Annotated in this window: 19 protein-coding genes; 14 read left to right on the top strand and 5 right to left on the bottom strand. The window is 67.5% G+C overall.

Annotated features, from left to right (window positions below):
* Positions 1 to 171 precede the first annotated feature (171 nt).
* A complete protein-coding gene (locus E6C72_RS19050; RefSeq protein ID WP_109443032.1) occupies positions 172 to 2,166 on the top strand; it encodes a PP2C family protein-serine/threonine phosphatase in 1,995 nt (664 codons plus the stop codon).
* A gap of 24 nt (positions 2,167 to 2,190) precedes the next feature.
* On the opposite strand, the gene E6C72_RS19045 is transcribed toward E6C72_RS19050, so the two are convergent.
* Entirely contained in the window at positions 2,191 to 3,321 is a 1,131-nt protein-coding gene (locus tag E6C72_RS19045; RefSeq protein ID WP_109443031.1) for a DNA topoisomerase IB, read from the bottom strand.
* 128 nt (positions 3,322 to 3,449) lie between these two features.
* On the opposite strand from E6C72_RS19045, the gene E6C72_RS19040 reads away from it, so the two are divergent.
* Positions 3,450 to 3,800, top strand: a complete 351-nt coding sequence (locus E6C72_RS19040) for a hypothetical protein (RefSeq protein ID WP_109443030.1) — start codon at positions 3,450 to 3,452, stop codon at positions 3,798 to 3,800.
* Between the two features lie 14 nt (positions 3,801 to 3,814).
* Here the strand turns inward: E6C72_RS19040 and hemF are convergent, their stop codons facing one another.
* Both hemF and E6C72_RS19030 read right to left on the bottom strand, forming a co-directional pair.
* Positions 3,815 to 4,693: an oxygen-dependent coproporphyrinogen oxidase gene (hemF, locus tag E6C72_RS19035; RefSeq protein WP_109443029.1), complete on the bottom strand. Its 879-nt coding sequence runs from the start codon at positions 4,691 to 4,693 to the stop codon at positions 3,815 to 3,817.
* Positions 4,694 to 4,717: 24 nt separating this feature from the next.
* Positions 4,718 to 5,164 carry a tRNA (cytidine(34)-2'-O)-methyltransferase gene (locus E6C72_RS19030; RefSeq protein ID WP_199228867.1) on the bottom strand — a complete coding sequence of 149 codons (447 nt, stop codon included), beginning with the start codon at positions 5,162 to 5,164 and terminating at the stop codon, positions 4,718 to 4,720.
* Positions 5,165 to 5,435: 271 nt separating this feature from the next.
* Here E6C72_RS19030 and petA point away from each other — a divergent pair, with 271 nt between their 5' ends.
* The 4 genes from petA (at position 5,436) to E6C72_RS19010 (ending at position 8,730) form a co-directional block, all read left to right on the top strand.
* Positions 5,436 to 6,005 (top strand): ubiquinol-cytochrome c reductase iron-sulfur subunit, encoded by a 570-nt coding sequence (petA, locus tag E6C72_RS19025; protein WP_109443027.1) that lies wholly within the window; start codon positions 5,436 to 5,438, stop codon positions 6,003 to 6,005.
* Positions 6,006 to 6,035: 30 nt separating this feature from the next.
* Complete coding sequence (locus E6C72_RS19020; RefSeq protein ID WP_109443026.1) at positions 6,036 to 7,304, top strand: cytochrome b N-terminal domain-containing protein; 1,269 nt, start codon at positions 6,036 to 6,038, stop codon at positions 7,302 to 7,304.
* Positions 7,304 to 8,065 (top strand): cytochrome c1, encoded by a 762-nt coding sequence (locus tag E6C72_RS19015; RefSeq protein ID WP_109443025.1) that lies wholly within the window; start codon positions 7,304 to 7,306, stop codon positions 8,063 to 8,065. Before E6C72_RS19020 ends, E6C72_RS19015 begins: the two co-directional genes overlap by 1 nt.
* 113 nt (positions 8,066 to 8,178) lie before the next feature.
* Positions 8,179 to 8,730, top strand: a complete 552-nt coding sequence (locus E6C72_RS19010; protein WP_109443024.1) for a DUF924 family protein — start codon at positions 8,179 to 8,181, stop codon at positions 8,728 to 8,730.
* A 4-nt stretch (positions 8,731 to 8,734) separates the two neighbouring features.
* On the opposite strand, the gene E6C72_RS19005 is transcribed toward E6C72_RS19010, so the two are convergent.
* Together E6C72_RS19005 and E6C72_RS19000 are read right to left on the bottom strand one after the other, a co-directional pair.
* Positions 8,735 to 9,613, bottom strand: coding sequence for a response regulator (locus tag E6C72_RS19005; RefSeq protein WP_109443023.1), 879 nt, complete (start codon positions 9,611 to 9,613; stop codon positions 8,735 to 8,737).
* 134 nt (positions 9,614 to 9,747) lie between these two features.
* Positions 9,748 to 11,196 (bottom strand): short-chain fatty acyl-CoA regulator family protein, encoded by a 1,449-nt coding sequence (locus E6C72_RS19000; protein WP_109443022.1) that lies wholly within the window; start codon positions 11,194 to 11,196, stop codon positions 9,748 to 9,750.
* A gap of 231 nt (positions 11,197 to 11,427) precedes the next feature.
* Between E6C72_RS19000 and E6C72_RS18995 the strand changes: the two genes are divergently transcribed.
* From E6C72_RS18995 to cydB, 8 genes are all read left to right on the top strand, one after another.
* On the top strand, positions 11,428 to 12,960 hold the full coding sequence (locus E6C72_RS18995; protein WP_109443021.1) for an acyl-CoA carboxylase subunit beta: 1,533 nt from the start codon (positions 11,428 to 11,430) through the stop codon (positions 12,958 to 12,960).
* An 11-nt stretch (positions 12,961 to 12,971) separates the two neighbouring features.
* Entirely contained in the window at positions 12,972 to 14,972 is a 2,001-nt protein-coding gene (locus E6C72_RS18990; protein ID WP_109443020.1) for an acetyl/propionyl/methylcrotonyl-CoA carboxylase subunit alpha, read from the top strand.
* Positions 14,973 to 15,128: 156 nt separating this feature from the next.
* Entirely contained in the window at positions 15,129 to 17,282 is a 2,154-nt protein-coding gene (scpA, locus tag E6C72_RS18985) for a methylmalonyl-CoA mutase (RefSeq protein WP_109443019.1), read from the top strand.
* Positions 17,283 to 17,347: 65 nt separating this feature from the next.
* Entirely contained in the window at positions 17,348 to 17,461 is a 114-nt protein-coding gene (locus E6C72_RS18980) for a type II toxin-antitoxin system CcdA family antitoxin (RefSeq protein ID WP_109443018.1), read from the top strand.
* A gap of 139 nt (positions 17,462 to 17,600) precedes the next feature.
* Complete coding sequence (locus E6C72_RS18975; protein ID WP_109443017.1) at positions 17,601 to 18,293, top strand: DUF2161 domain-containing phosphodiesterase; 693 nt, start codon at positions 17,601 to 17,603, stop codon at positions 18,291 to 18,293.
* 66 nt (positions 18,294 to 18,359) lie between these two features.
* A complete protein-coding gene (locus tag E6C72_RS18970) occupies positions 18,360 to 18,986 on the top strand; it encodes a MarC family protein (protein WP_169055243.1) in 627 nt (208 codons plus the stop codon).
* A gap of 180 nt (positions 18,987 to 19,166) precedes the next feature.
* Complete coding sequence (locus E6C72_RS18965; RefSeq protein ID WP_109443015.1) at positions 19,167 to 20,564, top strand: cytochrome ubiquinol oxidase subunit I; 1,398 nt, start codon at positions 19,167 to 19,169, stop codon at positions 20,562 to 20,564.
* 5 nt (positions 20,565 to 20,569) lie between these two features.
* Entirely contained in the window at positions 20,570 to 21,589 is a 1,020-nt protein-coding gene (cydB, locus tag E6C72_RS18960) for a cytochrome d ubiquinol oxidase subunit II (RefSeq protein WP_109443014.1), read from the top strand.
* The last annotated feature ends 54 nt before the right edge of the window (positions 21,590 to 21,643 follow it).

The following is a 21,643-nucleotide window of genomic DNA, read 5'->3' as shown; positions in this document are numbered from 1 at the left end:
CGGTCGAATCTTGCGTGGACCGCCTCCAGGCCGGGCGCAAGGGCCGCTGCGTCCATCCGTCGCCGTGACATGATCGGTGTGACGCCCCGGCGCCTGGACTTGCGCGTCCCGGACCGGTAGAAGCGGTGGCAACAGCCATCTACTTCCGCGACAGGGGGCGGGCGCAATCCCATGACGTTCCAACAGCGTTTGATCCTGCTGGTCACCGGTCTGGTGCTGCTGGCGGTGGTGGCGGTCACCACGGCGATGGCCTTCACCACGCGCGCCGCCCTGACCGAGCGGATCGGGACCGAGGCGCGGCTGGCCGCCGGCCTTCTCGCCCGCGGTGCCGCCCAGGCCCGCGACATCCCGCAGGAGGCCGACGCGCTGCTGTCTGAACGGCTTTTGTCGGAAGCGACGCTGACCGCCCATCTGGTGGCGCTGGCGGAAACGGCGAAGCTGGCGCCGCGCGCCATCAACGACCGGCTGAAGCAGATCGCCGAGGCCGGCGGTCCGGACGAGATGTGGATCACCGACAACCGCGGCCGGGCCTATCTGCACAATCTGCCCGGCCCCGACCCGCTGTTCGGCCAGGATGCCAAGGGCGGTCCGCGCCACGGCGCCTATAACGGTTTGCTGAACCGTTCTCCCGCTTCGGTGGTTTCCGAACCGGCGATGGAAAACGGCAAGCTGATGAAGTTCGCCGGGGTGGCCGGCGTCGACAAGCCGCGCATCGTCCAGGTCGGCGCCGATGTGCGGCGGCTGGGCGAGCTGCTGCGCAAGTCGGGGACCGATGGGCTGATCGACGGTCTGCTCGCCACCCGTGCGGTCGAGGCGGCATGGCTGCTCGACCGCGACGGCCGGGTGCTGGCCCGTGGCGCCGTGATGGCCGATGGCGCCGGCAACCCGCTGTCCGAGGCCGACACCGCCGCGGCCAAGGCGGTGCTGCCCGGTTCCGACGTGACCGTCCGCCTGTCGGGCGGCAGCCTGCTGGCGCTGGCGCCGATCAGATATGCCGGCCCCGCCGTCGCCCCTGCTTCCGCGGCCGGCGTGCCGACGGTGGCGGTGGTCCGCGTTCCTTATACCGAGCCGGGCGCGATGCTGAGCCGCCAGCTGAAGATCGGCGGGCTCGTCGGCATCTTCGTGCTGGCGCTCGGCGTCTATGCCTGCCTGCGTTTCGCCCGCGACCAGATGGCGCCGGTGGAGCGGCTGAGCGAGGCGGTCAAGGCGGTGGAGGCCGGGCGCTTCAACCCCCTCACCCTGAACGAGGCCGCCGACCGCGATGACGAGTTCGGCCGCCTGTCCCGCGTCTTCCGCCGCATGGCGATGGAGGCGAGCGCGCGAGAGGAGACCCTCGACGCCCAGCTGGTGATGCGCGGGGCGGAGCTGGAAACCAAGAGCGAGAAGCTGGCCGCTGCCGAACAGCTGATCGAGGAGGAGCAGCGCGCCGCCCGCGACGTGCAGTCCGGCCTGCTGCCGCGCCAGTTGCCGGTCGGCCGCGACAGCCAGTTCTACGGCATCCTGGTGCCCGGCCATGCGGTCAGCGGCGATTTCTACGACGTGATCGAGCTGGACGAGCGCCACAGCCTGCTGGTCGCCGCCGGCGTGTCGGGCGGCGGCGTGCCGGCGGCCTTCCTGATGCTGATGGTGCGTGGCGCCATCCGCGAGGCGGCGCGTCCCGGCGTCGGCCCGGCGGCGATCCTGACCCATGCCAACGAACGGCTGTGCGGCGAAAGTCCCTTCAACGGCTTCGCCACCGCCTTCGTCGCCGTTTACGACCGCGTCACCGGCGCCCTGGTGCATGCCTCCGCCGGCCATCGCGGCGCCGCGCGCATCGCGGTCGACGGCACGGTGCAGTTCCTGTCGGAGATCGGCGGCCCCGCCCTGGGCGTGCGCCGCGGCGCCCCCTACCTCGAGGCGACCGTGGTGCTGAACCAGGACGAGACGCTGTTCCTGTGCACGGGCGGTGTTCTGCACTCCGTCGATGCCCAGCGCGCCCCCTTCGGCGAGGAGCGCCTCGCCGCCGCCCTGGCCCAAAGCCGCGGCATGTCGGTTCGCGACCGCACGGAGACGGTTCTGCGCGCGGTGCAGGGGCATGTCGGTGCGGACGGCGCGATCGCCGGCGATCTGGTGTGTCTGGTCATGCGCCGCCTGCTGCCGGTGACGGAGACGGCCGAGGCGGTTTGAGAGGGACGTCCCCAAGGGACGCCCCTAATTCTTCCGCCGCGCTCCTTCCCGCGTCCGGGCCGCCGTCTCGCGCTCCAGCCTTTCGCGCAGGAAGGCCAGCACCGCGGCTTCCTCGCCGCTCAGGCCGGCCAGTTCGTCGCGCAGCTCCGCCTCGACCTCGCGCTTCAGCGAATCCAGCAGGCCGCCCTCCAGATAGGCGTCCAGCACTTCGGGGTGGACGTAGCTCTTGCGGCAGACGCTGGGGGTGTTGCCCAGCCGGGTGGCGACCTGCTCGATGGCGCGGGTGACGTTGCGCTTGGCGGCGCTGGCGCTGTCGAAGCTCTCGAACTCCCGCAAAGCCATGGCGGCCAGCACCGTGCCGGCCCAGGTGCGGAAGTCCTTGGCGGTGAAATCGGCGCCGGTCGCCTCGCGCAGATAGGCGTTGACGTCGCCGGAGGTCACGGCGTGACGCTGGCCGTCGCGGTCGAGATACTGGAACAGCTCGTCGCCGGGCACGTCGCGGCAGGCGGCGACGACGCGGGCCAGCCGCCGGTCCTTCAGCGCGACGTTCCATTCCTTGCCGGACTTGCCTTTGAAGGAGAAGCGGACCTCCGTTCCTTCGATCTCCGCATGGTCGTCGCGCAGGGTGGTCAGGCCGTAGCTCTGATTCTCGCGGGCGTAGGTCTCGTTGCCGACGCGGATCAGCGTGGTCTCCAGCAGCCGCACCACCGCCGCCAGCACCTTCTCGCGCGGCAGGCCGCGATGGCCGAGGTCGGCGTTCACCCGCTCGCGCAGAGGGGGCAGGGCGCGGCAGAAATCCAGCATGCGGCCGAACTTGGTGCCCTCGCGCAGCTCGGTCCAGCGCCGGTGGTAGCGGTACTGCTTGCGCCCCTTGGCGTCGCGGCCGGTCGCCTGGAGATGGCCGTCGGGATCGGGGCAGATCCAGACGTCGCGGTAAGCTGGCGGGATCGCCAGCTTCCTGATGCGGTCCAGCGTCTCCTCCTCCATCACCTGCCTCCCGTCTGGCCAGAGGAAGCGGAAGCCCTTGCCGTAGCGCCGCCGCCGGATGCCCGGCATCTCGTCGGAACTGTAGGTCAGCCCGGCGCAGGCGGCTTCCTGTTCGGGCGACGGAGCTTCGGGCGAGGGGGCGTCGGGGGAGGGAAGGGGGCTGTCCATATGGCCATCAACGGCCGGCACGGGGATTGGTTGCCGTTACGCCTTACGGGGAGGGTTTCTTCGCAGTTGCGAAAACCCTATCCTCGCTCGGGCAAATCCCGCCCCGTTTCCGATTGGAGCGCCTGACCATGGACCGCAAGCCGGACGAGACGATTCTGACCGCCCATCTGCCGAACCTGGAAATCCAGATCCGCCACCGCGAGGCCGGTGACGACGGTGCGGAGGTGATCGCCATCCAGTTCCGCGCCACCCCGTCCTTCGACGCCGTCGCCAAGCTGTTCGCCCCCACCGTGATGAACCCGCTGCTGCTGGCCGGCCCCGGCTTCGCGGGGCTCGGGAAGCCGGCTGCCGACCAGATGGCGTCCGCCGCCGGGATGGCCGAGCTGTGGATGGCGCCGATGCGGCTGTGGGGCGAGATGATGCGGCAGGCCTGGGCGCCCTGGCTGCAGGTGGGGGCACAGATGGGGCAGCGCCGTTAGGTCGGGCCGCTAGGTCACGGCCACTTCACCTCGGGCGGCAGGCTCATCAGGATCGCCTCGGTGTTGCCGCCGGTCTTCAGGCCGAAGGTGGTGCCGCGGTCGTAGAGCAGGTTGAACTCCACGTACCGGCCACGGCGGATCAGCTGGTGCTCGCGCTGCTCGGCGGTCCAGGGGCGGTTCATGTGCCGGCGGACCAGGGCGGCGTAGGTGTCGAGGAAGGCGGTGCCGACGTCGCGGGTGAAGGCGAAATCCGCCTCCCAGTCGCCCGAATCGAGCTGGTCGTAGAAGATGCCGCCGACGCCGCGCGCCTCGCCGCGGTGGGGCAGGTGGAAGTAGCGGTCGCACCATTCCTTGTAGCGCGGGTAATAGTCCGGGTCGTGGCGGTCGCAGGCGGCGCGCAGGCCGGCGTGGAAATCGGCGGTGTCCTGCTCGTCCGGCACCATTGGCGTCAGGTCGGCGCCGCCGCCGAACCAGCCCTGGGTCGTCACGATGTGGCGGGTGTTCATGTGCGTCGCCGGCACCAGCGGCGAGCGCATGTGCGCCACCAGACTGATCCCCGCCGCCCAGAACGCGCCGGTTTCCGCCGCACCGGGGATGTTGCCGCGGAATTCCGGGCTGAAGGTGCCATGGACCGTCGAGATGTTGACCCCGACCTTCTCGAACACCCGGCCCTTCATCACCGACATGGTGCCGCCGCCGCCCTCGCCGCCGTCATGGTCGGGGCGGGTCCAGCCCTTGCGCTCGAACCGGCCGGGGGGCAGATCGGCATGGGTGCCGGTCAGCTCGTCCTCCAGCGCCTCGAAGGCGGCGCAGATGCGGTCGCGCAGCTCCCGGAACCAGGCGGCGGCGCGGGCCTTGCGGTCTTCGATGGCGTCGGGAGTTGCGGCAGTCATGGCGTTTCCGGCTGTGCGCAAGAATTAGGACGCGGCTGTCTGCCGCAGGGCCTCACCCAACACCATCGCCGCGCTGATCGCAACGTTCAAGGAGCGGGCGGGCGGCACCATCGGGATCACCAGCCGGGCGTCGGCGGCCTCATGCACCTCGTCCGGCACGCCGGCGCTTTCCCTGCCGACCAGGATGCGGTCGTCGGGCGCGAAGCGGAAGCCGGTGTAGGGGATGGCCGCCCGCGTGGTCAGCAGCACCAGCCGCCCCCTCTGGGGTATCGCGCGGTAGGCGGACCAGGAGCTGTGCCGGGTCCAGTCGAGATGGTCGAGATAGTCCATGCCGGCGCGCCGGAGTCGGCGGTCGTCGAGCAGGAAGCCGCAAGGTTCGATCAGGTCGAGAGCCACGCCCAGCCCTGCCGCGAGTCGCATCAGGGTGCCGGTGTTCTGCGGAATATCGGGTTCGAACAGGACGAGACGCAATGCGGGCCTTGCCTCAAAGTGTTTGTTTTGCATACAAATAGTGTGCCCCGGCACACGCGACAAATTGTCTCCCGGCCAAGGACTGTTCAAGATGTCGACGCGACGGTATACCGCAGGTTCAAAGCTGGAGATACCCACTCCGGATGGATGCGGCGTGCCTGAGGGTTTTCCTTCCGGCGGGCAGGTTCGCCGTGTCATGCAGTAATTACGGTCCATCGGTCGTCCGGCGCGGGCAAAGGGCGTCGGGCATGCCTTGAGGAGAAACAGGCTTATGGCTCAGACCACGCATCCGCCCGGGACGGGTGGCCACGCGGCCTCCGGCGGCGAGGGGGGTTCCCGCCGCGATTTTCTGTATCTTGCCACCGGTGCGGTCGGCGTCGTCGGGGCGGCCTCGGCGGCCTGGCCCTTCATCGACAGCCTGAACCCGGCGGCCGACACCCTGGCGCTTGCCTCCATCGACGTCGATCTGGCCCCCGTGGCCGAAGGTCAGGCGATCACGGTCACCTGGCGCGGAAAGCCTGTCTTTGTCCGCCACCGCACCGCCGAGGAGATCGAGTCCGCCAAGAAGGTCAATCTGGGCGACCTGCGCGATCCGGTTGCCGACGATGCCCGCGTCAAGAAGCCTGAATGGCTGATCGTCATCGGCATCTGCACGCATCTGGGCTGCGTTCCGCTCGGGCAGAAGGTCACCGATCCGCGCGGCGACTACGGCGGGTGGTTCTGCCCCTGCCACGGCTCGCACTACGACACCGCTGGGCGCATCCGCAAGGGCCCGGCCCCCGCCAACCTTGTCCTTCCGACGTACGCCTTCACCGGCGATACCAAGATCCGGCTCGGTTAACGCGGCCCAACGGTTCTGGAGACCCCCGAGATGGCTCAGGCTCAAGCCACCAAGTTCAAGAATCCGGTCGTGAACTGGATCGACAGCCGCCTGCCGATCTTCACGATGCTGGATCACGAGTACAACCATTACCCGATGCCGCGGAACGTCAACTATCTGTGGGCGTTCGGCGCGATTGCCGGCATCGTGCTGGTCATCATGATCGCCACCGGCCTGTTCCTGGCGATGCAGTACTCGTCCCACACCTCGCTGGCCTTCGATTCGGTCGAGCGCATCATGCGCGACGTGAATTACGGCTGGCTGATCCGCTACATCCACGCCAACGGCGCGTCGATGTTCTTCATCGCCGTCTATATCCACATGTTCCGCGCGCTCTATTACGGCTCCTACAAGGCCCCGCGTGAAATCCTGTGGATCCTCGGCGTCATCATCTTCCTCGTCATGATGGGCACCGCCTTCATGGGCTACGTGCTGCCCTGGGGCCAGATGAGCTTCTGGGGCGCCACCGTCATCACCAACCTGTTCTCGGCCTTCCCGATCGTCGGCGACCCGATCGTCACCCTGCTGTGGGGCGGCTTCTCGGTCGACAACCCGACGCTGAACCGCTTCTTCGCGCTGCACTTCCTGCTGCCCTTCGTCCTGCTGGGTCTGGTGATCCTGCACACGGCGGCGCTGCATGTCTGCGGCTCGAACAACCCGCTCGGCATCGACGCCAAGGGTCCGCAGGACACCGTCCCGTTCAACCCCTACGTCACGGTCAAGGACGGCTTCGCCGTGGTGATCTTCCTGATCATCTTCGCGGTGTTCGTGTTCTTCATGCCGAACTACATGGGCCATCCGGACAACTACATCCCGGCCAACCCGCTGGTGACCCCGGCGCACATCGTGCCGGAATGGTACTTCCTGCCCTTCTACGCCATGCTGCGCGCGATCCCGGACAAGCTGGGCGGCGTGCTGGCGATGTTCGGCTCGATCGCGCTGCTGGCCTTCCTGCCGTGGCTCGACCGCTCCAAGGTCCGCAGCTGCAAGTTCCGCCCGGTCTACCGCCAGTTCTTCTGGATCCTGGCGATCGACGCCCTGATCCTGGGCTATGCCGGCGCCATGCCGGCCGAGGGCTCCTGGCTGCTGATCGCGCGCATCGGCACCTTCTACTACTTCTTCCACTTCCTGGTCCTGCTGCCGGTGCTGGGCAAGCTGGAGCGTCCGCGTCCGCTTCCCAACAGCATCTCCGAGTCCGTTCTGAAGGGCGGGGGTGGCATCGCCGCCGGCGCCCATGCCAAGCCGATGGAGAAGGCCTGATGCGCGCGTTGAAGACTGCAATCCTTTCGGCGGCGCTGGCTCTCGGCATCGCCGGAGCCGCGCAGGCCTCCGAAGCTGTGCACATCCCCAAGCAGAACTGGGCGCATGCCGGCATCTTCGGCACCATCGACAAGGCGGCGGCGCAGCGCGGCTTCCAGATCTACAAGGAGGTCTGCTCGGCCTGCCATTCCATGCGTCTGGTGCCGATCCGCACGCTGGCGGGCATCGGCTTCAAGGAAGACGAGCTGAAGGGGATCGCTGCCGGCTATGAGGTGCAGGCCGGTCCGAACGACGCGGGCGAGATGTTCATGCGTCCGGGTCTTCCGGCCGACCGCTTCCCGTCGCCGTTCGCCAACGACCAGGCGGCCCGCGCGTCGAACAACGGCGCCCTGCCGCCGGACCTGTCGCTGATGGCGAAGGCCCGCGTCGGCGGCGAGGATTACATCTACGCCTTCCTGACCGGTTTCGAGGAGGCGCCGGCCGGCGTCAACCTGATGCCGGGCATGAACTACAACAAGGTGTTCCCCGGCCATCAGGTCGGCATGCCGAACATCCTGCAGCCCGACGGCGTCACCTTCGCCGACGGCACCAAGGCGACGGTGGAGCAGCAGGCGCATGACGTTGCGACCTTCCTGACCTTCGTCGCGGAACCGCACCTCGATGCCCGCAAGCAGATGGGCGTCAAGGTCATCCTGTTCCTGCTGGTGCTGGCCGGGCTGATGTACGCCACCAAGCGCAAGCTGTGGAGCACGCTGCACTGAGCCTGACGGTTCGGTGAGGTGATTTAGGACATGAACAGGGCGCCCCACCGGGCGCCCTGTTCTTGTTTGGGGGGCAGGTTCGTCGGGTGTCGGAAACGGGTGTGGAGAAGACAATGGTGGACAGTCTGATCGACGAGATCGTCGATTTCTGGTTCGACGAGGCGATGAAGCCCTACTGGTTCCGCAGATCGGCCAGCTTCGACCGGGCGGTCGCCGACACGCTGGGCCCGCATCACCGGGCGGCGGCCCGCGGCGACTACGATCATTGGATGGAGGACGTCGACGGCTGCATCGCGCTGTGCGTCCTGTTGGATCAGGTGCCGCGCAACATGTTCCGCGACGACGCGCGCGCCTTCGCCACCGACGACAAGGCGCGGACGGTCAGCGACCATGCCGTCGCCAACGGCTTCGACCTGGAATGCACCACCGACGAGCGGATCTTCCTCTATCTGCCCTTCGAGCATCATGAGGACAGGGAGAGCCAGGAGCGCTCGGTCGCCCTGTTCACCGAGCGGGTGGGCGACGAGGAGACGCTGCGCTATGCCCGGCGCCACCGCGAGATCATTGAGCGCTTCGGCCGCTTCCCCCACCGCAACGCGCTCCTCGGCCGTCCCAGCACGGCGGAGGAAGAGGCGTTCCTGAGGGAGCCGGACTCGTCCTTCTGAATCGTCAGGCCGGTTGCGGCGCCAGCCAGCGTTCCAGGGCGCCCAGCAGGTCGGCACGGCGGACCGGCTTGGTGAGGTAATCGTTCATGCCCGCGGCCAGACAGCGGATGCGGTCCTCCGGCTGGGCGTTTGCGGTGACGGCGATGATCGGGATTCGCGCCCGCTCGTCGCCCATCCGGCGGATGGTGGCGGTGGCCGTGACCCCGTCCATGTCGGGCATGGCCACATCCATCAGCACCGCTTCGGGCGGCACCGGCGCCTGGGCGACGGCTTCGACCGCCTCCGCCCCGCCATTGGCGGTCTCGACCGAGAAGCCGGCCTTGGCGAGCAGCCCAGCGACCACCATGCGGTTGGTGGCGCTGTCGTCCACCACCAGCAGCCGGCCGCCGCGTGAGCGCGCCCAGCTCATCAGCCGCTCGGCATCGGTGGTGCGCGACGGCAGGGCGACCGGCATGTCGAGGATCGCCCGGTGCATCCCGTCCGCCCCATGATCCACGGTCATCTGGGCACCCAGCGCCGCCAGCAGCCGGCGGGCGAGTTCCTGACAAAAGCCGTTTCCGCCATTGATCTCGAAGCGGCCGGTCAGTTCGGCCCGCAGGGTCACCCGCTCCTCCCCCGCCGGCAGGGCCGACAGGCGGATAGCGAGGCGGCCGGGGCCGGCGCTGGTGATGGCGCTGGCGGTCAGCGCATTGCACAGCGCGCCGGCGGTCTCCGCATCGCCCACCAGCCGCGGCGGCGTGCCGGTCAGCACGCTCACGTCCAGCGCGACGCCCCGTCCCTGAGCGAGGGCCGCGGTCGACACCGACAGCATGCGGGCCAGCGCCTCGGGAGCGAAGGCCGTGCCCCGCCGGTCGGGGGCGTGATGCAGAATGTCTCCGTCCATGGCCCGCCATTGGCAAAATGCGAAGCAGCTTGCAGCGACCGGTCCCGAAAATGCCCGAAGGCACAGCCTTTCCGGTCTTGCGACCGGTTCTCAGCAAGTCGCGGGCCAACCCGTCGCTCGCATGGCGGGTGCAGTCAGCGGGGCGGCATGTCCGGCGGGTTGAACAGGTAGGGGACGAAGCTCCGGTGATGTTCGTTGACCCGCAATTCGCTGCCGATCGGCGGGAAGGCGCGCTGCTGGCAGTCGGTGCGCTCGCACAGGCGGCAATTGACGCCGATCGGCACGGCGGCCTTCATGTCGGTGATGTCGATGCCGGCGGCATAGACCAGCTCCGGCGCGTGGCTGGCCTCGCAGCCGAGCCCGACCGCGAACTGCCGTGACGGCTTCAGATAGGCGCCGCCGCGCTTGGTCACCGTGCGGGCGATGCTGATATAGGCGGTGCGGTCGGGCATCTGGGCGAACTGCACCAGGATCTTGCCGGGCTGGGCGAAGGCCTCATGCACGTTCCACAAGGGGCAGGCGCCGCCGAAGCGGGCGAAATGGAAACGGGTGGCCGAATGGCGCTTGGTGATGTTGCCCGCCATGTCGACCCGCACGAAATAGAAGGGCAGGCCGCGCGCGCCCGGCCGTTGCAGGGTGGACAGCCGGTGGCAGACCTGCTCGAAGCTGGCGGAGAATCGGCTTTGCAGCTGCTCCACGTCGTGGCGCAGGGCGCGGGCCTGCGCCGCGAAGGCGCGGTAGGGCAGGACCAGCGCGCCGGCGAAATAATTGGCGAGCCCGACCCGGCAGATCGACCGGGCATCCTCGCTGGAGAATTTCGCCTGATCGACCAGCTCGTCGATCTGGTCGCCGAACTCCAGCAGCGCGATCTGGTTCGCCATGTGGAAGGCGCGGCTGGAGCTGGTCAGCAAGGCCGACAGCCGCAGCGTGCCGGTGGAGGCGTCGTAGCTGCGCATGGCGGTGTCGCCCGCCTCGTCGGCGACGATCTTCACCCGCACGTCATGGCGGCGTTTCAGATAGGCGGCGAGTTCGTTCAGCAGCGATCCGGAATGGATCTTCTCGGTATCCCACAGCCGTTCCGCCGCCTCGTCGAGCGGACCGATGTAATTGTTGCAATAGTGGAAATAGTCCCGCACCTCCTCATAGGGGAATTGCGGCCCGGCGAAACTATCGCCCTGTTCGCGGTTGGACAGGCTGTCGGCCAGCGACTGCACCCGCTCATGCAGCTTCTGATAAGCCTGATGCAGGCTGAGCACCCGGCGGGCCAGTTCGGGGCTGGACCCGACCACGCTGCGCAGTTCGCCGGCGGTCAGGGGGGCTCCGGCGAACAGCGGGTCGGCCAATGCCTCGCGCAGGTCGGAGACCAGCCGGCTGTCCTCGTCCTCCAGGAAGGCCGACAGTTCCAGCTCGAAGGTGGCGGCGATCCGCATCAGCACCGGCAGGGTCAGCGGGCGCTGGTTGTTCTCCAACTGGTTGAGATAACTGGGGGAAAGCTCCAGGGTCTTGGCCAGCGACGACTGGGTCAGGCCGCGCTGTTCGCGCAGGCGGCGCAGCTTGTATCCAAGGAATAGCTTCTTTTGCATGCGTATAAAATCCCGCCCGCCGGACGGCCTTGGAAATCAGCCGTTCTTCGCAATCTTAGCAATCGCCAAGCCGCAATTGCAAAAGGCTTCGCAACTTCGCACCTTTTTGCGAAGAGGCTGTTTGAAGCGCTGCGAAGTTTGTGAATAATCCGCGGCGTTCCGGTGAATGATTGCGTCGCTTGCCGCCGGAGCGGGGACCGTCACTGCGACGCCAAGGAATGGGAACGCCCGATGCAAGACATTCTGGCCAAGTTGGAGTCCAAGCGCGCCGCGGCGCGGCTGGGCGGCGGTGAGAAGCGCATCGCCGGCCAGCACGCCAAAGGCAAGCTGACCGCGCGCGAGCGGATCGAGCTGTTCCTCGACGAAGGGTCGTTCGAGGAGTTCGACATGTTCGTCGAACATCGCTGCATCGACTTCGGCATGGAAAACCAGAAGGTTCCGGGCGACGGCGTCGTGACCGGCCACGGCACCGTCAACGGCCGCCTCGTCTTCGTCTTCAGCCAGGACTTCACGGTCTTCGGCGGTGCGCTGTCGGAAGCGCATGCCGAGAAGATCTGCAAGATCATGGACCAGGCGCTGAAGGTCGGCGCCCCGGTCATCGGCCTGAACGACAGCGGCGGCGCCCGCATCCAGGAGGGTGTGGCCTCGCTGGGCGGCTATGCCGAGGTGTTCCAGCGCAACGTCGACGCGTCGGGCGTCATCCCGCAGATTTCCCTCATCATGGGGCCGTGCGCCGGCGGTGCTGTGTACTCGCCGGCGATGACCGACTTCATCTTCATGGTGAAGGACAGCTCCTACATGTTCGTCACCGGTCCCGACGTGGTGAAGACCGTCACCCACGAGGTCGTGACCGCCGAGGAGCTGGGCGGCGCCGTCACCCACTCCACCAAGTCGGGCGTGGCCGATCTGGCCTTCGAGAACGATGTCGAGGCGCTGCTGCAACTGCGCCGCTTCATCGATTTCCTGCCCTCCTCCAACCGGGAGAAGGCGCCGGCCCGCCCCTGCGCCGATCCGCTCGACCGCGAGGACTTCTCGCTCGACACGCTGGTTCCGGAGAACCCGAACAAGCCCTACGACATGAAGGAGCTGATCCTCAAGATCGTCGACGAGGGCGACTTCTTCGAGCTCCAGCCGGAATACGCCAAGAACATCATCATCGGCTTCGCCCGGATGAACGGCTCCACGGTCGGCATCGTCGCCAACCAGCCGATGGTCCTGGCCGGTTGCCTGGACATCGACAGCTCGAAGAAGGCGGCGCGCTTCGTCCGCTTCTGCGACGCCTTTGAAATCCCGATCCTGACCCTGGTCGACGTCCCCGGCTTCATGCCCGGCACCAGCCAGGAATATGGCGGCATCATCAAGCACGGCGCCAAGCTGCTGTACGCGTACGCCGAGGCCACCGTGCCGAAGGTGACGGTCATCACCCGCAAGGCGTACGGTGGCGCGTACGACGTGATGTCGTCCAAGCATCTGCGCGGCGACGTCAACTATGCCTGGCCGTCGGCTGAAATCGCGGTGATGGGCGCCAAGGGTGCCGTGGAGATCATCTTCCGCGGCGACATCGGCGACGCCGAGAAGATCGAGGCGCGTACGGAAGAGTACAAGCAGAAATTCGCCAATCCCTTCGTCGCCGCGTCGCGCGGTTACATCGACGACGTCATCATGCCGCACGGAACCCGCCGCCGCATCACGAAGGCGCTGTCCATGCTGAAGAACAAGCAGCTCCAGAACCCCTGGCGCAAGCACGACAACATTCCGCTGTGAGGGCCGGCAGCATGTTCGAGAAGATCCTCATCGCCAACCGTGGCGAGATCGCCTGCCGCGTCATCCGCACGGCACGCCGCATGGGCATCAAGACCGTCGCGGTCTATTCCGACGCCGACAAGAACGCGCTCCATGTCGAGATGGCCGACGAGGCCATCCATATCGGTGCCGCCCCGTCGGCCCAGAGCTATCTGCTGGTCGACCGCATCGTCGACGCCTGCAAGCGGACCGGCGCCCAGGCGGTTCATCCCGGCTACGGCTTCCTGTCGGAAAAGCGCGAGTTCCAGGAGGCGCTCGCCGCCGCCGGCATCGCCTTCATCGGCCCGGACGCCCACGCCATCCAGGCGATGGGCGACAAGATCGAGTCCAAGAAGCTGGCGAAGGCCGCCGGCGTGTCGACCGTCCCCGGCTATCTCGGCGTCATCGCCGACGACAGCGAGGCGGTGACCATCGCCCGCGACATCGGCTATCCGGTGATGATCAAGGCGTCGGCCGGCGGCGGCGGCAAGGGTATGCGCGTGGCCTGGAACGACGAGGAGGCCCGCGAGGGCTTCCGCTCGGCCCAGAACGAGGCGCGCTCCAGCTTCGCCGACGACCGCGTCTTCGTCGAGAAGTACATCCAGCAGCCGCGCCACATCGAAATCCAGGTTCTGGCCGACGGGCAGGGCACCTGCCTGTATCTGGGCGAGCGTGAATGCTCGATCCAGCGCCGCCACCAGAAGGTCATCGAAGAGGCGCCGAGCCCGTTCCTCGACGCCGCCACCCGCAAGGCGATGGGCGAGCAGGCCGTCGCGCTTGCCAACGCGGTGCAATACAAGTCGGCCGGCACGGTCGAGTTCATCGTCGATGCCGACCGCAACTTCTACTTCCTGGAGATGAACACCCGTCTCCAGGTCGAACATCCGGTCACCGAGCTCATCACCGGCCTCGACCTCGTCGAGCAGATGATCCGCGTCGCCTACGGCGAGAAGCTGTCGATCACCCAGGACGATGTGAAGCTGACCGGCTGGGCCGTCGAGGCGCGCGTCTATGCGGAGGATCCCTTCCGCAATTTCCTGCCCTCCACCGGCCGCCTGACCCATTACCGGCCGCCGGCCGCCGATCCGCATGTCCGCGTCGACACCGGCGTCTATGAGGGCGGCGAGATCTCGATGTATTACGATCCGATGATCGCCAAGCTCTGCACCTGGGGATCGACGCGCGACGCGGCGATCGCCGGCATGCGCGAGGCGCTGGACCAGTATTACATCCGCGGCGTCAGCCACAACATCCCGTTCCTGGCCTCGCTGATGGCGAACCAGCGCTTCGTCGACGGGCGGCTGACCACCAACTTCATCGCCGAGGAATATCCGACCGGTTTCCACGCCTCGGACCTGCCGCCGGAAGACCCGGCGGTGCTGATCGCGGTGGCGGCGGTGATCCACCGCAGCCTGAACGACCGCGACATCCAGATCTCCGGCAAGATGGCCGGCAACAAGGTGACGGTGCGCGACGATTGGGTGGTGGTGCTTGACGGCACCCAGCATCCGGTGCACCTGCAACCGGCGGAGGGCGGCCCGCAGCGCATCGGCTACACCGTCGACATCGGCGGCAAGCACCACACGGTGTGGAGCGACTGGCGGATCGGCGAGCCGCTGTTCCGCGGCACGGTCAACGGCACGCCTGTCTGCGTCCAGATCGACCGCGTCGGCGTCGGCTACCGCCTGCACCACAGCGGCTCGCAGGCGGTCGTCAAGGTGCTGACGCCGAAGGCGGCGAAGCTGGACGCGCTGATGCCGGTCAAGGCGCCGCCGGACATGTCGAAGTTCCTGCTGTCGCCGATGCCGGGCCTGCTGGTGTCGCTGGCGGTGTCGGAAGGCCAGGAGGTCAAGGCCGGCGAGGTGCTGGCCGTGGTCGAGGCGATGAAGATGGAGAACATCCTGCGCGCTGCGCAGGACGGAACGGTCGCGAAAATCCACGCAGCCCCGGGCAGCAGCCTGGCGGTCGATCAGAAGATCGTGGAATTCGCGTAACCGTATAAGAAGAAGAAATGTAACGAGAGGAAGCGTACCCCCAGCCCCCCTCCGCCCGCCGGTTGGATCGCGGTCCACCGGGGGTGGAGGGGGGTGTCGGGAGCAAACGCACTGCCACCATTGCCTGCGCCCATAAGAAGCCATCAGGAGGCGTCGATGACCGAGTTCCCGAAGAAGACCCTTGCCGATTGGGACAAGCTGGCCGCCAAGGATCTCGGCGCCGACGGCGACATCTCCAAGCTGGTCTGGAAGACCCCGGAAGGGCTGGACGTCAAGGCGCTCTACACCGCCGCCGATCTGGAAGGGCTGGAGCTGGACACGCTGCCCGGCTTCCCGCCCTTCACCCGCGGCCCGCGCGCCACGATGTACGCGGTGAAGCCCTGGACCATCCGGCAATATGCCGGCTTCTCCACCGCCGAGGAATCGAACGCCTTCTACAAGGCCAACCTGAAGGCCGGCCAGATGGGCCTGTCGGTGGCCTTCGACCTCGCCACCCACCGCGGCTACGACAGCGACCATCCCCGCGTCGTCGGCGACGTCGGCAAGGCCGGCGTGGCCATCGATAGCGTCGAGGACATGAAGATCCTGTTCCAGGACATCCCGCTCGACAAGATGTCGGTGTCGATGACGATGAACGGCGCCGTGCTGCCGATCCTCGCCGGCTACATCGTCGCGGCGGAGGAGCAGGGTGTTTCCCAGGACAAGCTGAGCGGCACCATCCAGAACGACATCCTCAAGGAGTTCATGGTCCGCAACACCTACATCTACCCGCCCGAACCCTCGATGCGGATCATCGCCGACATCATCGAGTACACCTCCCAGCACATGCCGAAGTTCAACTCGATCTCGATCTCCGGCTACCACATGCAAGAGGCGGGCGCCACGGCGGTGCAGGAACTGGCCTTCACCATCGCCGACGGCCTCGAATATGTCCGCGCCGCGATGTCCAAGGGTCTGCCGGTCGACAAGTTCGCGCCGCGCCTGTCCTTCTTCTTCTCCATCGGCATGAATTTCTTCATGGAGATCGCCAAGCTGCGCGCCGCGCGCCTGCTGTGGTCGTCCCTGATGCAGGAGAAGTTCCAGCCCAAGGACGCGCGCTCGCTGGCGCTGCGCACCCATTGCCAGACCTCGGGCGTCAGCCTGACCGAGCAGGACCCCTACAACAACGTCATCCGCACCACCGTCGAGGCGATGGCGGCGGTGCTGGGCGGCACCCAGTCGCTGCACACCAACGCCTTCGACGAGGCGCTCGGCCTGCCGACCAAGTTCTCCGCCCGCATCGCCCGCAACACCCAGCTGATCGTCGCCGAGGAGACCGGCGTCACCAAGGTGGTCGATCCGCTCGGCGGCTCCTACTACATCGAGCATCTGACCCACAGCCTCGCCAACGCCGCCCTTGAGCTGATCGGCCGCGTCGAGGAGATGGGCGGCATGACCAAGGCGGTCGAGAGCGGCATGCCCAAGCTGCTGATCGAGGAGGCCGCCGCCCGCCGCCAGGCCGCCATCGACCGTGGCGAGGAGGTGATTGTCGGCGTCAACAAGTACCGTCCGGAGAACCCCGAGGGGGTGGACGTGCTGGACATCGACAACACCGCCGTCCGCGAGGCGCAGATCGCCCGGCTGAAGCAGATCCGCGCCAGCCGCGACGAGGCGAAATGCCAGGAGGCGTTGGCGGCGCTGACCAAGGCCGCGACCGAGAAGACCGGCAACCTGCTGGCCCTGGCGGTCGAGGCCACCCGCGCCCGCGCCACTGTCGGCGAGATCTCCGACGCGCTGGAGAAGGCCTTCACCCGGCATGTCGCGGTCATCCGCTCGGTCTCGGGCGTCTACGGCTCGGCCTATGAAGGTGACGAGGGCTTCAAGCGCATTCAGGAGGAGGTGGCGTCCTTCGCCGCCGAGGAAGGCCGCCGGCCGCGCATCCTGGTGGTGAAGATGGGCCAGGACGGCCACGACCGCGGCGCCAAGGTGATCGCCACCAGCTTCGCCGACATCGGCTTCGACGTCGACATCGGCCCGCTGTTCCAGACCCCGGACGAGGCGGCGCGGCAGGCGGTGGAGAATGACGTCCACGTCATCGGCGTGTCGTCCCAGGCCGCCGGCCACAAGACGCTGGTGCCGCAGCTGATCGAGGAGCTGCGCAAGCAGGGCGCCGGCGACATCCTGGTGGTGTGCGGCGGCGTGATCCCGCCGCAGGATTACGACTTCCTCTACAAGGCGGGGGCCGCGGCCATCTACGGTCCGGGCACCAACATCCCGAAGGCGGCGTCCGACATCCTGGGCATCCTGCGCAAGCAGAAGACGGCGGCGTGACGGCGCCCGATGATCGGCGCTACTCTTCGGCGTCGGAAGCTTGCGCGCACCGCAAGAGAGCGCGTATGACCGAAGCCGAGAAGCAACGCTGGACTGAGGAAAACCGTGAAGCCTTCAAGGCTTACGATGAGTTGGTCGACAAATGCGGCCTCTTCGGTAACGGTAAGCGCCTGTTCTAAAAGCCATCTCCCTCTCCCCCCCGGGGAGAGGGGCGGGGTGAGGGGGAACCGCTTCGAGGATTCTTCAAGCAACGCACGGCCCCTCATCCTGCCGGCGGTGTCGGCCGACCTCTTCCCGCTTTCGGCGGACTTTTGACGCATGACCGTCGCCGCCGAAACCGACCTCTACGCGCCCGTGAAGTCCTTCCTCGAAGCCCAGGGCTATGACGTGAAGGCGGAGATCCATGGCTGCGATCTCGTCGCCACGCGCGGGGCCGAGCCGCCGGTGATCGTCGAGCTGAAAAAGCGCTTCACCCTCGACCTCGTGCTCCAGGGGGTGGACCGGCTGGCGGTCAGCGACAGCGTCTATCTCGCCGTGCCGCAGCCGGGGCGCAAGGCGACCGGGCCGTCTCCCCTCGACAGCGATGTGAAGAAGCTCTGCCGGCGGCTCGGGCTCGGCCTGCTGATGGTCGATCCGGGGCTGGCCGAGGGACGGCAGGTCACGGTGCTGCTCGACCCCGTCCCCTACACCCCGCGCAAGGACAGGAAGCGCACGCAACGGCTGCTGGGCGAGCATGCCCGCCGGGTCGGTGATCCCAACCGCGGCGGCTCCACCCGCGTCGCCATCGTCACCGCCTATCGCCAGGATGCGCTGCGCATCGCCCGCCTGCTGCGCGGTGGGCCGCTGACCGTCGCCGCCCTGCGCAAGGCGGGGGCGCCGAAGGATGTCGGGGCGATGCTGCTGCGCAACGTCTATGGCTGGTTCGAGCGGGTCGGGCGCGGCACCTACGCGCTGACCCCGGCGGGGGTGCAGGGGGTCGAGGAGTTCGCCCATGCCCTGGCGGAGGCGTGACACTCCGCGCCGCCAAGCCTATGATTGGTGCTCCCCATCCACGAACACGTCAGGCTGGAGCCCGCTTTGTCGGACTACATCAGCAATCTCGTCGTCTTTTTCGTCGTCGTCGATCCGCCGGGGCTGGTGCCGCTGTTCATCGCGCTGACCCGCGGCTTCGATGACCGGCACAAGCGGATCATCGCGCTGCGCGGCACCGCCATCGCCTTCGTGGTGCTGGTCTTCTTCGCCTATTTCGGCAAGGTCGTGCTGCAGACCCTGTCGATCGAGATGCCGGCCTTCCGCATCGCCGGCGGGGCTCTGCTGTTCTGGATCGCCTTCGAGATGCTGTTCGCCAAGCGCTCCGAACGCAAGGAGCGCGCGACCGGCGAGGCGATGACCGACGAGGATGCCCACGACGTCGCCGTCTTCCCGCTGGCGGTGCCGCTGATCGCCGGGCCGGGCGCCATCACCTCCATCCTGCTGCTGATGGACCGTGTCGGCACCACGGCTGCCGGACAGGTCAGCGTCCTGGGTGCTGCGGCGACGGTGATCGGCGGGGTGACGCTGATCCTGCTGGGCGCCGACCGGGTCGGGCGGCTGCTCGGCCGCACGGTGATCCATACGGTCAGCCGGGTGCTCGGCATCGTGCTGGCGGCGCTGGCGGCGCAGACGGTGATTTCGGGCATCACCGCCGTCTATCCGCCCCACTGACCGCCGGCCTCCAATCACTCCGTATACCCATGCAATAGCTTGTGCGGTCTGGTTTAAGACTGAAAGACTAGTCCCCCTTTCCGTGGCAGTCGCCCACTCTACATCGCCTCCTGCCAGGCCGGCGCCGGCTATTGTTCCGGTGCCGGCGTGTCATCGCGCCCAACAAAAGAGGCGGCGGCCATGGAGCTCGATCCCCTGATTCTGTCGCGAATTCAGTTCGCGTTCACGATCTCCTTCCACATCCTTTTTCCCAGCTTCACGGTTGGACTTGCCTGCTGGATCGCGCTGCTCGAGGCGCTGTGGGTGGGCACCGGCAAGGGCATCTACCGCAGCCTGTCGGAATTCTGGACGCGCATCTTCGCGCTGTCCTTCGGGCTGGGCGTCGTCTCCGGCATCGTCATGTCCTACCAGTTCGGCACCAACTGGAGCCGCTGGTCCGACACCGTGGGCAATGTGCTGGGGCCGCTGATCCAGTACGAGGTGGTGACCGCCTTCTTCCTGGAGGCGGCCTTTCTCGGCATCCTGCTGTTCGGGCGCGACCGGGTGCCGCGCGGCATCCACCTGATGGCGGCCTGTCTGGTGGCGCTGGGCACGCTGCTGTCGTCCTTCTGGATCCTGTCGGCCAACAGCTGGATGCACACCCCGGCCGGCTTCGAGATCAAGGACGGCCGCTATTTCGTCACCGACTGGTGGCAGGTGGTGTTCAACCCGTCCTTCCCCTATCGCCTGACCCACATGGTGACGGCGATGTTCCTGACCACCAGCTTCGTCGTCGCCGGCATCAGCGCCTTCTACCTGCTGAAGCGCCGGCATGCCGACCATGCCAAGCTGGGGTTGAGCATGGCGCTTGGCCTCATCACCGTGCTGGCGCCCTTGCAGATCTTCCTCGGCGACCAGCATGGCCTGAACACGCTGGAGCACCAGCCGGCCAAGATCGCCGCCATGGAGGGGAATTGGGAGGGCGGCCCGCGCGCCCCGCTGGTGCTGTTCGCCATCCCCGACGTGAAGGCGGAGACCAACCATCTGGAGATCGGCATCCCCGCCCTCTCCAGCCTGATCCTGACCCACGACCTCGATGGCACGGTGCCCGGCCTGAAGCAGTTCCCGGCCGACGAGCGCCCCGACCCGCGCATCATCTTCTGGACCTTCCGCCTGATGGTCGGCATCGGCCTGCTCATGCTGACGGTCGCTGCGGTGCATCTGGTGCTGCGCTTCCGCGGCCGGCTCTACAACAGCGACTGGTTCCACCGCATCCTGGTCGGCTGCATGCCGATCGGCTTCGTCGCCATCCTGGCCGGCTGGTTCACCACCGAGATCGGGCGCCAGCCCTATGTGGTCTACGGCCATCTCCGCACCGCCGACGCGGTGACCCCGTCGCTGACGGTGGAGGCGGCGCTGATCTCGCTGCTCTCCTTCATCGTCGCCTACGCCATCATCTACGGTGCCGGGACCTATTACCTGATCCGCCTGCTGCGCACCGGCCCGACGCACCACCATGACGCCCAGCAGCCGCCGGAGGCGCAGAGGGCCAAACGGCCGCTGTCGGCCGCCGATCCTTCCATCGAATCCGCGGAGTAAGCCCCATGCAGGAAATTGCGGAAGGAAGCCTGCTGACCCTGATCTGGGTCGGGATCGTCGGCTTCGCGGTGTTCATGTATGTGCTGATGGACGGCTTCGACCTCGGCATCGGCATCCTCTATCCCTTCGCCCCGACGGAGGAGGACCGCGACACCATGATGAACACGGTGGCGCCGGTCTGGGACTTCAACGAGACCTGGCTGGTGCTGGGCGGAGCGGGGCTGTTCGCCGCCTTTCCCATCGCCTATGCCGTGGTGCTGCCGGCGATGTATCTGCCGCTGCTGGTCATGCTGATCGCCCTGATCTTCCGCGGCGTGGCCTTCGAGTTCCGCTTCAAGGCGCGGGCTGGCCGGCATTGGTGGAACCGCTCCTTCTTCCTCGGCTCGCTGCTGGCGACCTTCGCGCAGGGTGTCGTGCTCGGCTCCTTCATCCAGGGCATTCCGGTGTACGAGCGGCAGTTCGTCGGCGGCATGCTGCACTGGCTGTCGCCCTTCAGCCTGTTCTGCGGGGCGGCTCTGGTGGTCGGCTATGCACTCCTGGGTGCGACCTGGCTGATCTGGCGGACCATCGGGCCGTTGCAGGACTGGTGCTTCCGCATGGCGCGGCGGCTGATGCTGGTGGTGCTGGCCGGCGTGGCGGTGGTCAGCCTGTGGACGCCGTTCCTGCTGCCGCAGATCGCCGAGCGCTGGTTCTCCCTGCCCAATCTGTTCTTCCTGTCGCCGGTGCCGATCGTCACGGCGGTGCTGGCCGTCGCCCTGTGGCGTGCCATCGACAACGGCCGGGAGGTGGCGCCCTTCGTGCTGTCGATGGCACTGTTCGCCCTCTCCTACCTCGGCCTCGCCATCAGCCTGTGGCCCCACCTGATCCCGCCCGGCGTCACTGTGTGGGAGGCGGCGGCCCCGCCCAAGACCCAGGTCTTCCTGCTGGTCGGCATGGCCTTCCTGATCCCGGCGATCTTGGGCTACACCGCCTATTCCTACTGGATCTTCCGCGGAAAGGTGACGGGCGCCTTCGGTTACCATTGAGCGGAGGAGACGCCCCGGCCTAAAAAGGGCGCCTTCGGACGGGAAAGGGATCCG

Source organism: Azospirillum sp. TSH100 (genome assembly GCF_004923295.1).
Taxonomy (GTDB): domain Bacteria; phylum Pseudomonadota; class Alphaproteobacteria; order Azospirillales; family Azospirillaceae; genus Azospirillum.
This window is presented reverse-complemented; position numbering and strand designations above follow the sequence as displayed.

Excerpts from the sequence above, each read along its gene's own strand:
- E6C72_RS19050 (WP_109443032.1), top strand. The coding sequence starts at position 172 with ATGACGTTCCAACAGCGTTTGATCCTGCTGGTCACCGGTCTGGTGCTG.
- E6C72_RS19045 (WP_109443031.1), bottom strand. The coding sequence starts at position 3,321 with ATGGACAGCCCCCTTCCCTCCCCCGACGCCCCCTCGCCCGAAGCTCCG.
- E6C72_RS19040 (WP_109443030.1), top strand. The coding sequence starts at position 3,450 with ATGGACCGCAAGCCGGACGAGACGATTCTGACCGCCCATCTGCCGAAC.
- hemF (WP_109443029.1), bottom strand. The coding sequence starts at position 4,693 with ATGACTGCCGCAACTCCCGACGCCATCGAAGACCGCAAGGCCCGCGCC.
- petA (WP_109443027.1), top strand. The coding sequence starts at position 5,436 with ATGGCTCAGACCACGCATCCGCCCGGGACGGGTGGCCACGCGGCCTCC.
- E6C72_RS19020 (WP_109443026.1), top strand. The coding sequence starts at position 6,036 with ATGGCTCAGGCTCAAGCCACCAAGTTCAAGAATCCGGTCGTGAACTGG.
- E6C72_RS19015 (WP_109443025.1), top strand. The coding sequence starts at position 7,304 with ATGCGCGCGTTGAAGACTGCAATCCTTTCGGCGGCGCTGGCTCTCGGC.
- E6C72_RS19010 (WP_109443024.1), top strand. The coding sequence starts at position 8,179 with ATGGTGGACAGTCTGATCGACGAGATCGTCGATTTCTGGTTCGACGAG.
- E6C72_RS19005 (WP_109443023.1), bottom strand. The coding sequence starts at position 9,613 with ATGGACGGAGACATTCTGCATCACGCCCCCGACCGGCGGGGCACGGCC.
- E6C72_RS19000 (WP_109443022.1), bottom strand. The coding sequence starts at position 11,196 with ATGCAAAAGAAGCTATTCCTTGGATACAAGCTGCGCCGCCTGCGCGAA.
- E6C72_RS18995 (WP_109443021.1), top strand. The coding sequence starts at position 11,428 with ATGCAAGACATTCTGGCCAAGTTGGAGTCCAAGCGCGCCGCGGCGCGG.
- E6C72_RS18990 (WP_109443020.1), top strand. The coding sequence starts at position 12,972 with ATGTTCGAGAAGATCCTCATCGCCAACCGTGGCGAGATCGCCTGCCGC.
- scpA (WP_109443019.1), top strand. The coding sequence starts at position 15,129 with ATGACCGAGTTCCCGAAGAAGACCCTTGCCGATTGGGACAAGCTGGCC.
- E6C72_RS18980 (WP_109443018.1), top strand. The coding sequence starts at position 17,348 with ATGACCGAAGCCGAGAAGCAACGCTGGACTGAGGAAAACCGTGAAGCC.
- E6C72_RS18975 (WP_109443017.1), top strand. The coding sequence starts at position 17,601 with ATGACCGTCGCCGCCGAAACCGACCTCTACGCGCCCGTGAAGTCCTTC.
- E6C72_RS18965 (WP_109443015.1), top strand. The coding sequence starts at position 19,167 with ATGGAGCTCGATCCCCTGATTCTGTCGCGAATTCAGTTCGCGTTCACG.
- cydB (WP_109443014.1), top strand. The coding sequence starts at position 20,570 with ATGCAGGAAATTGCGGAAGGAAGCCTGCTGACCCTGATCTGGGTCGGG.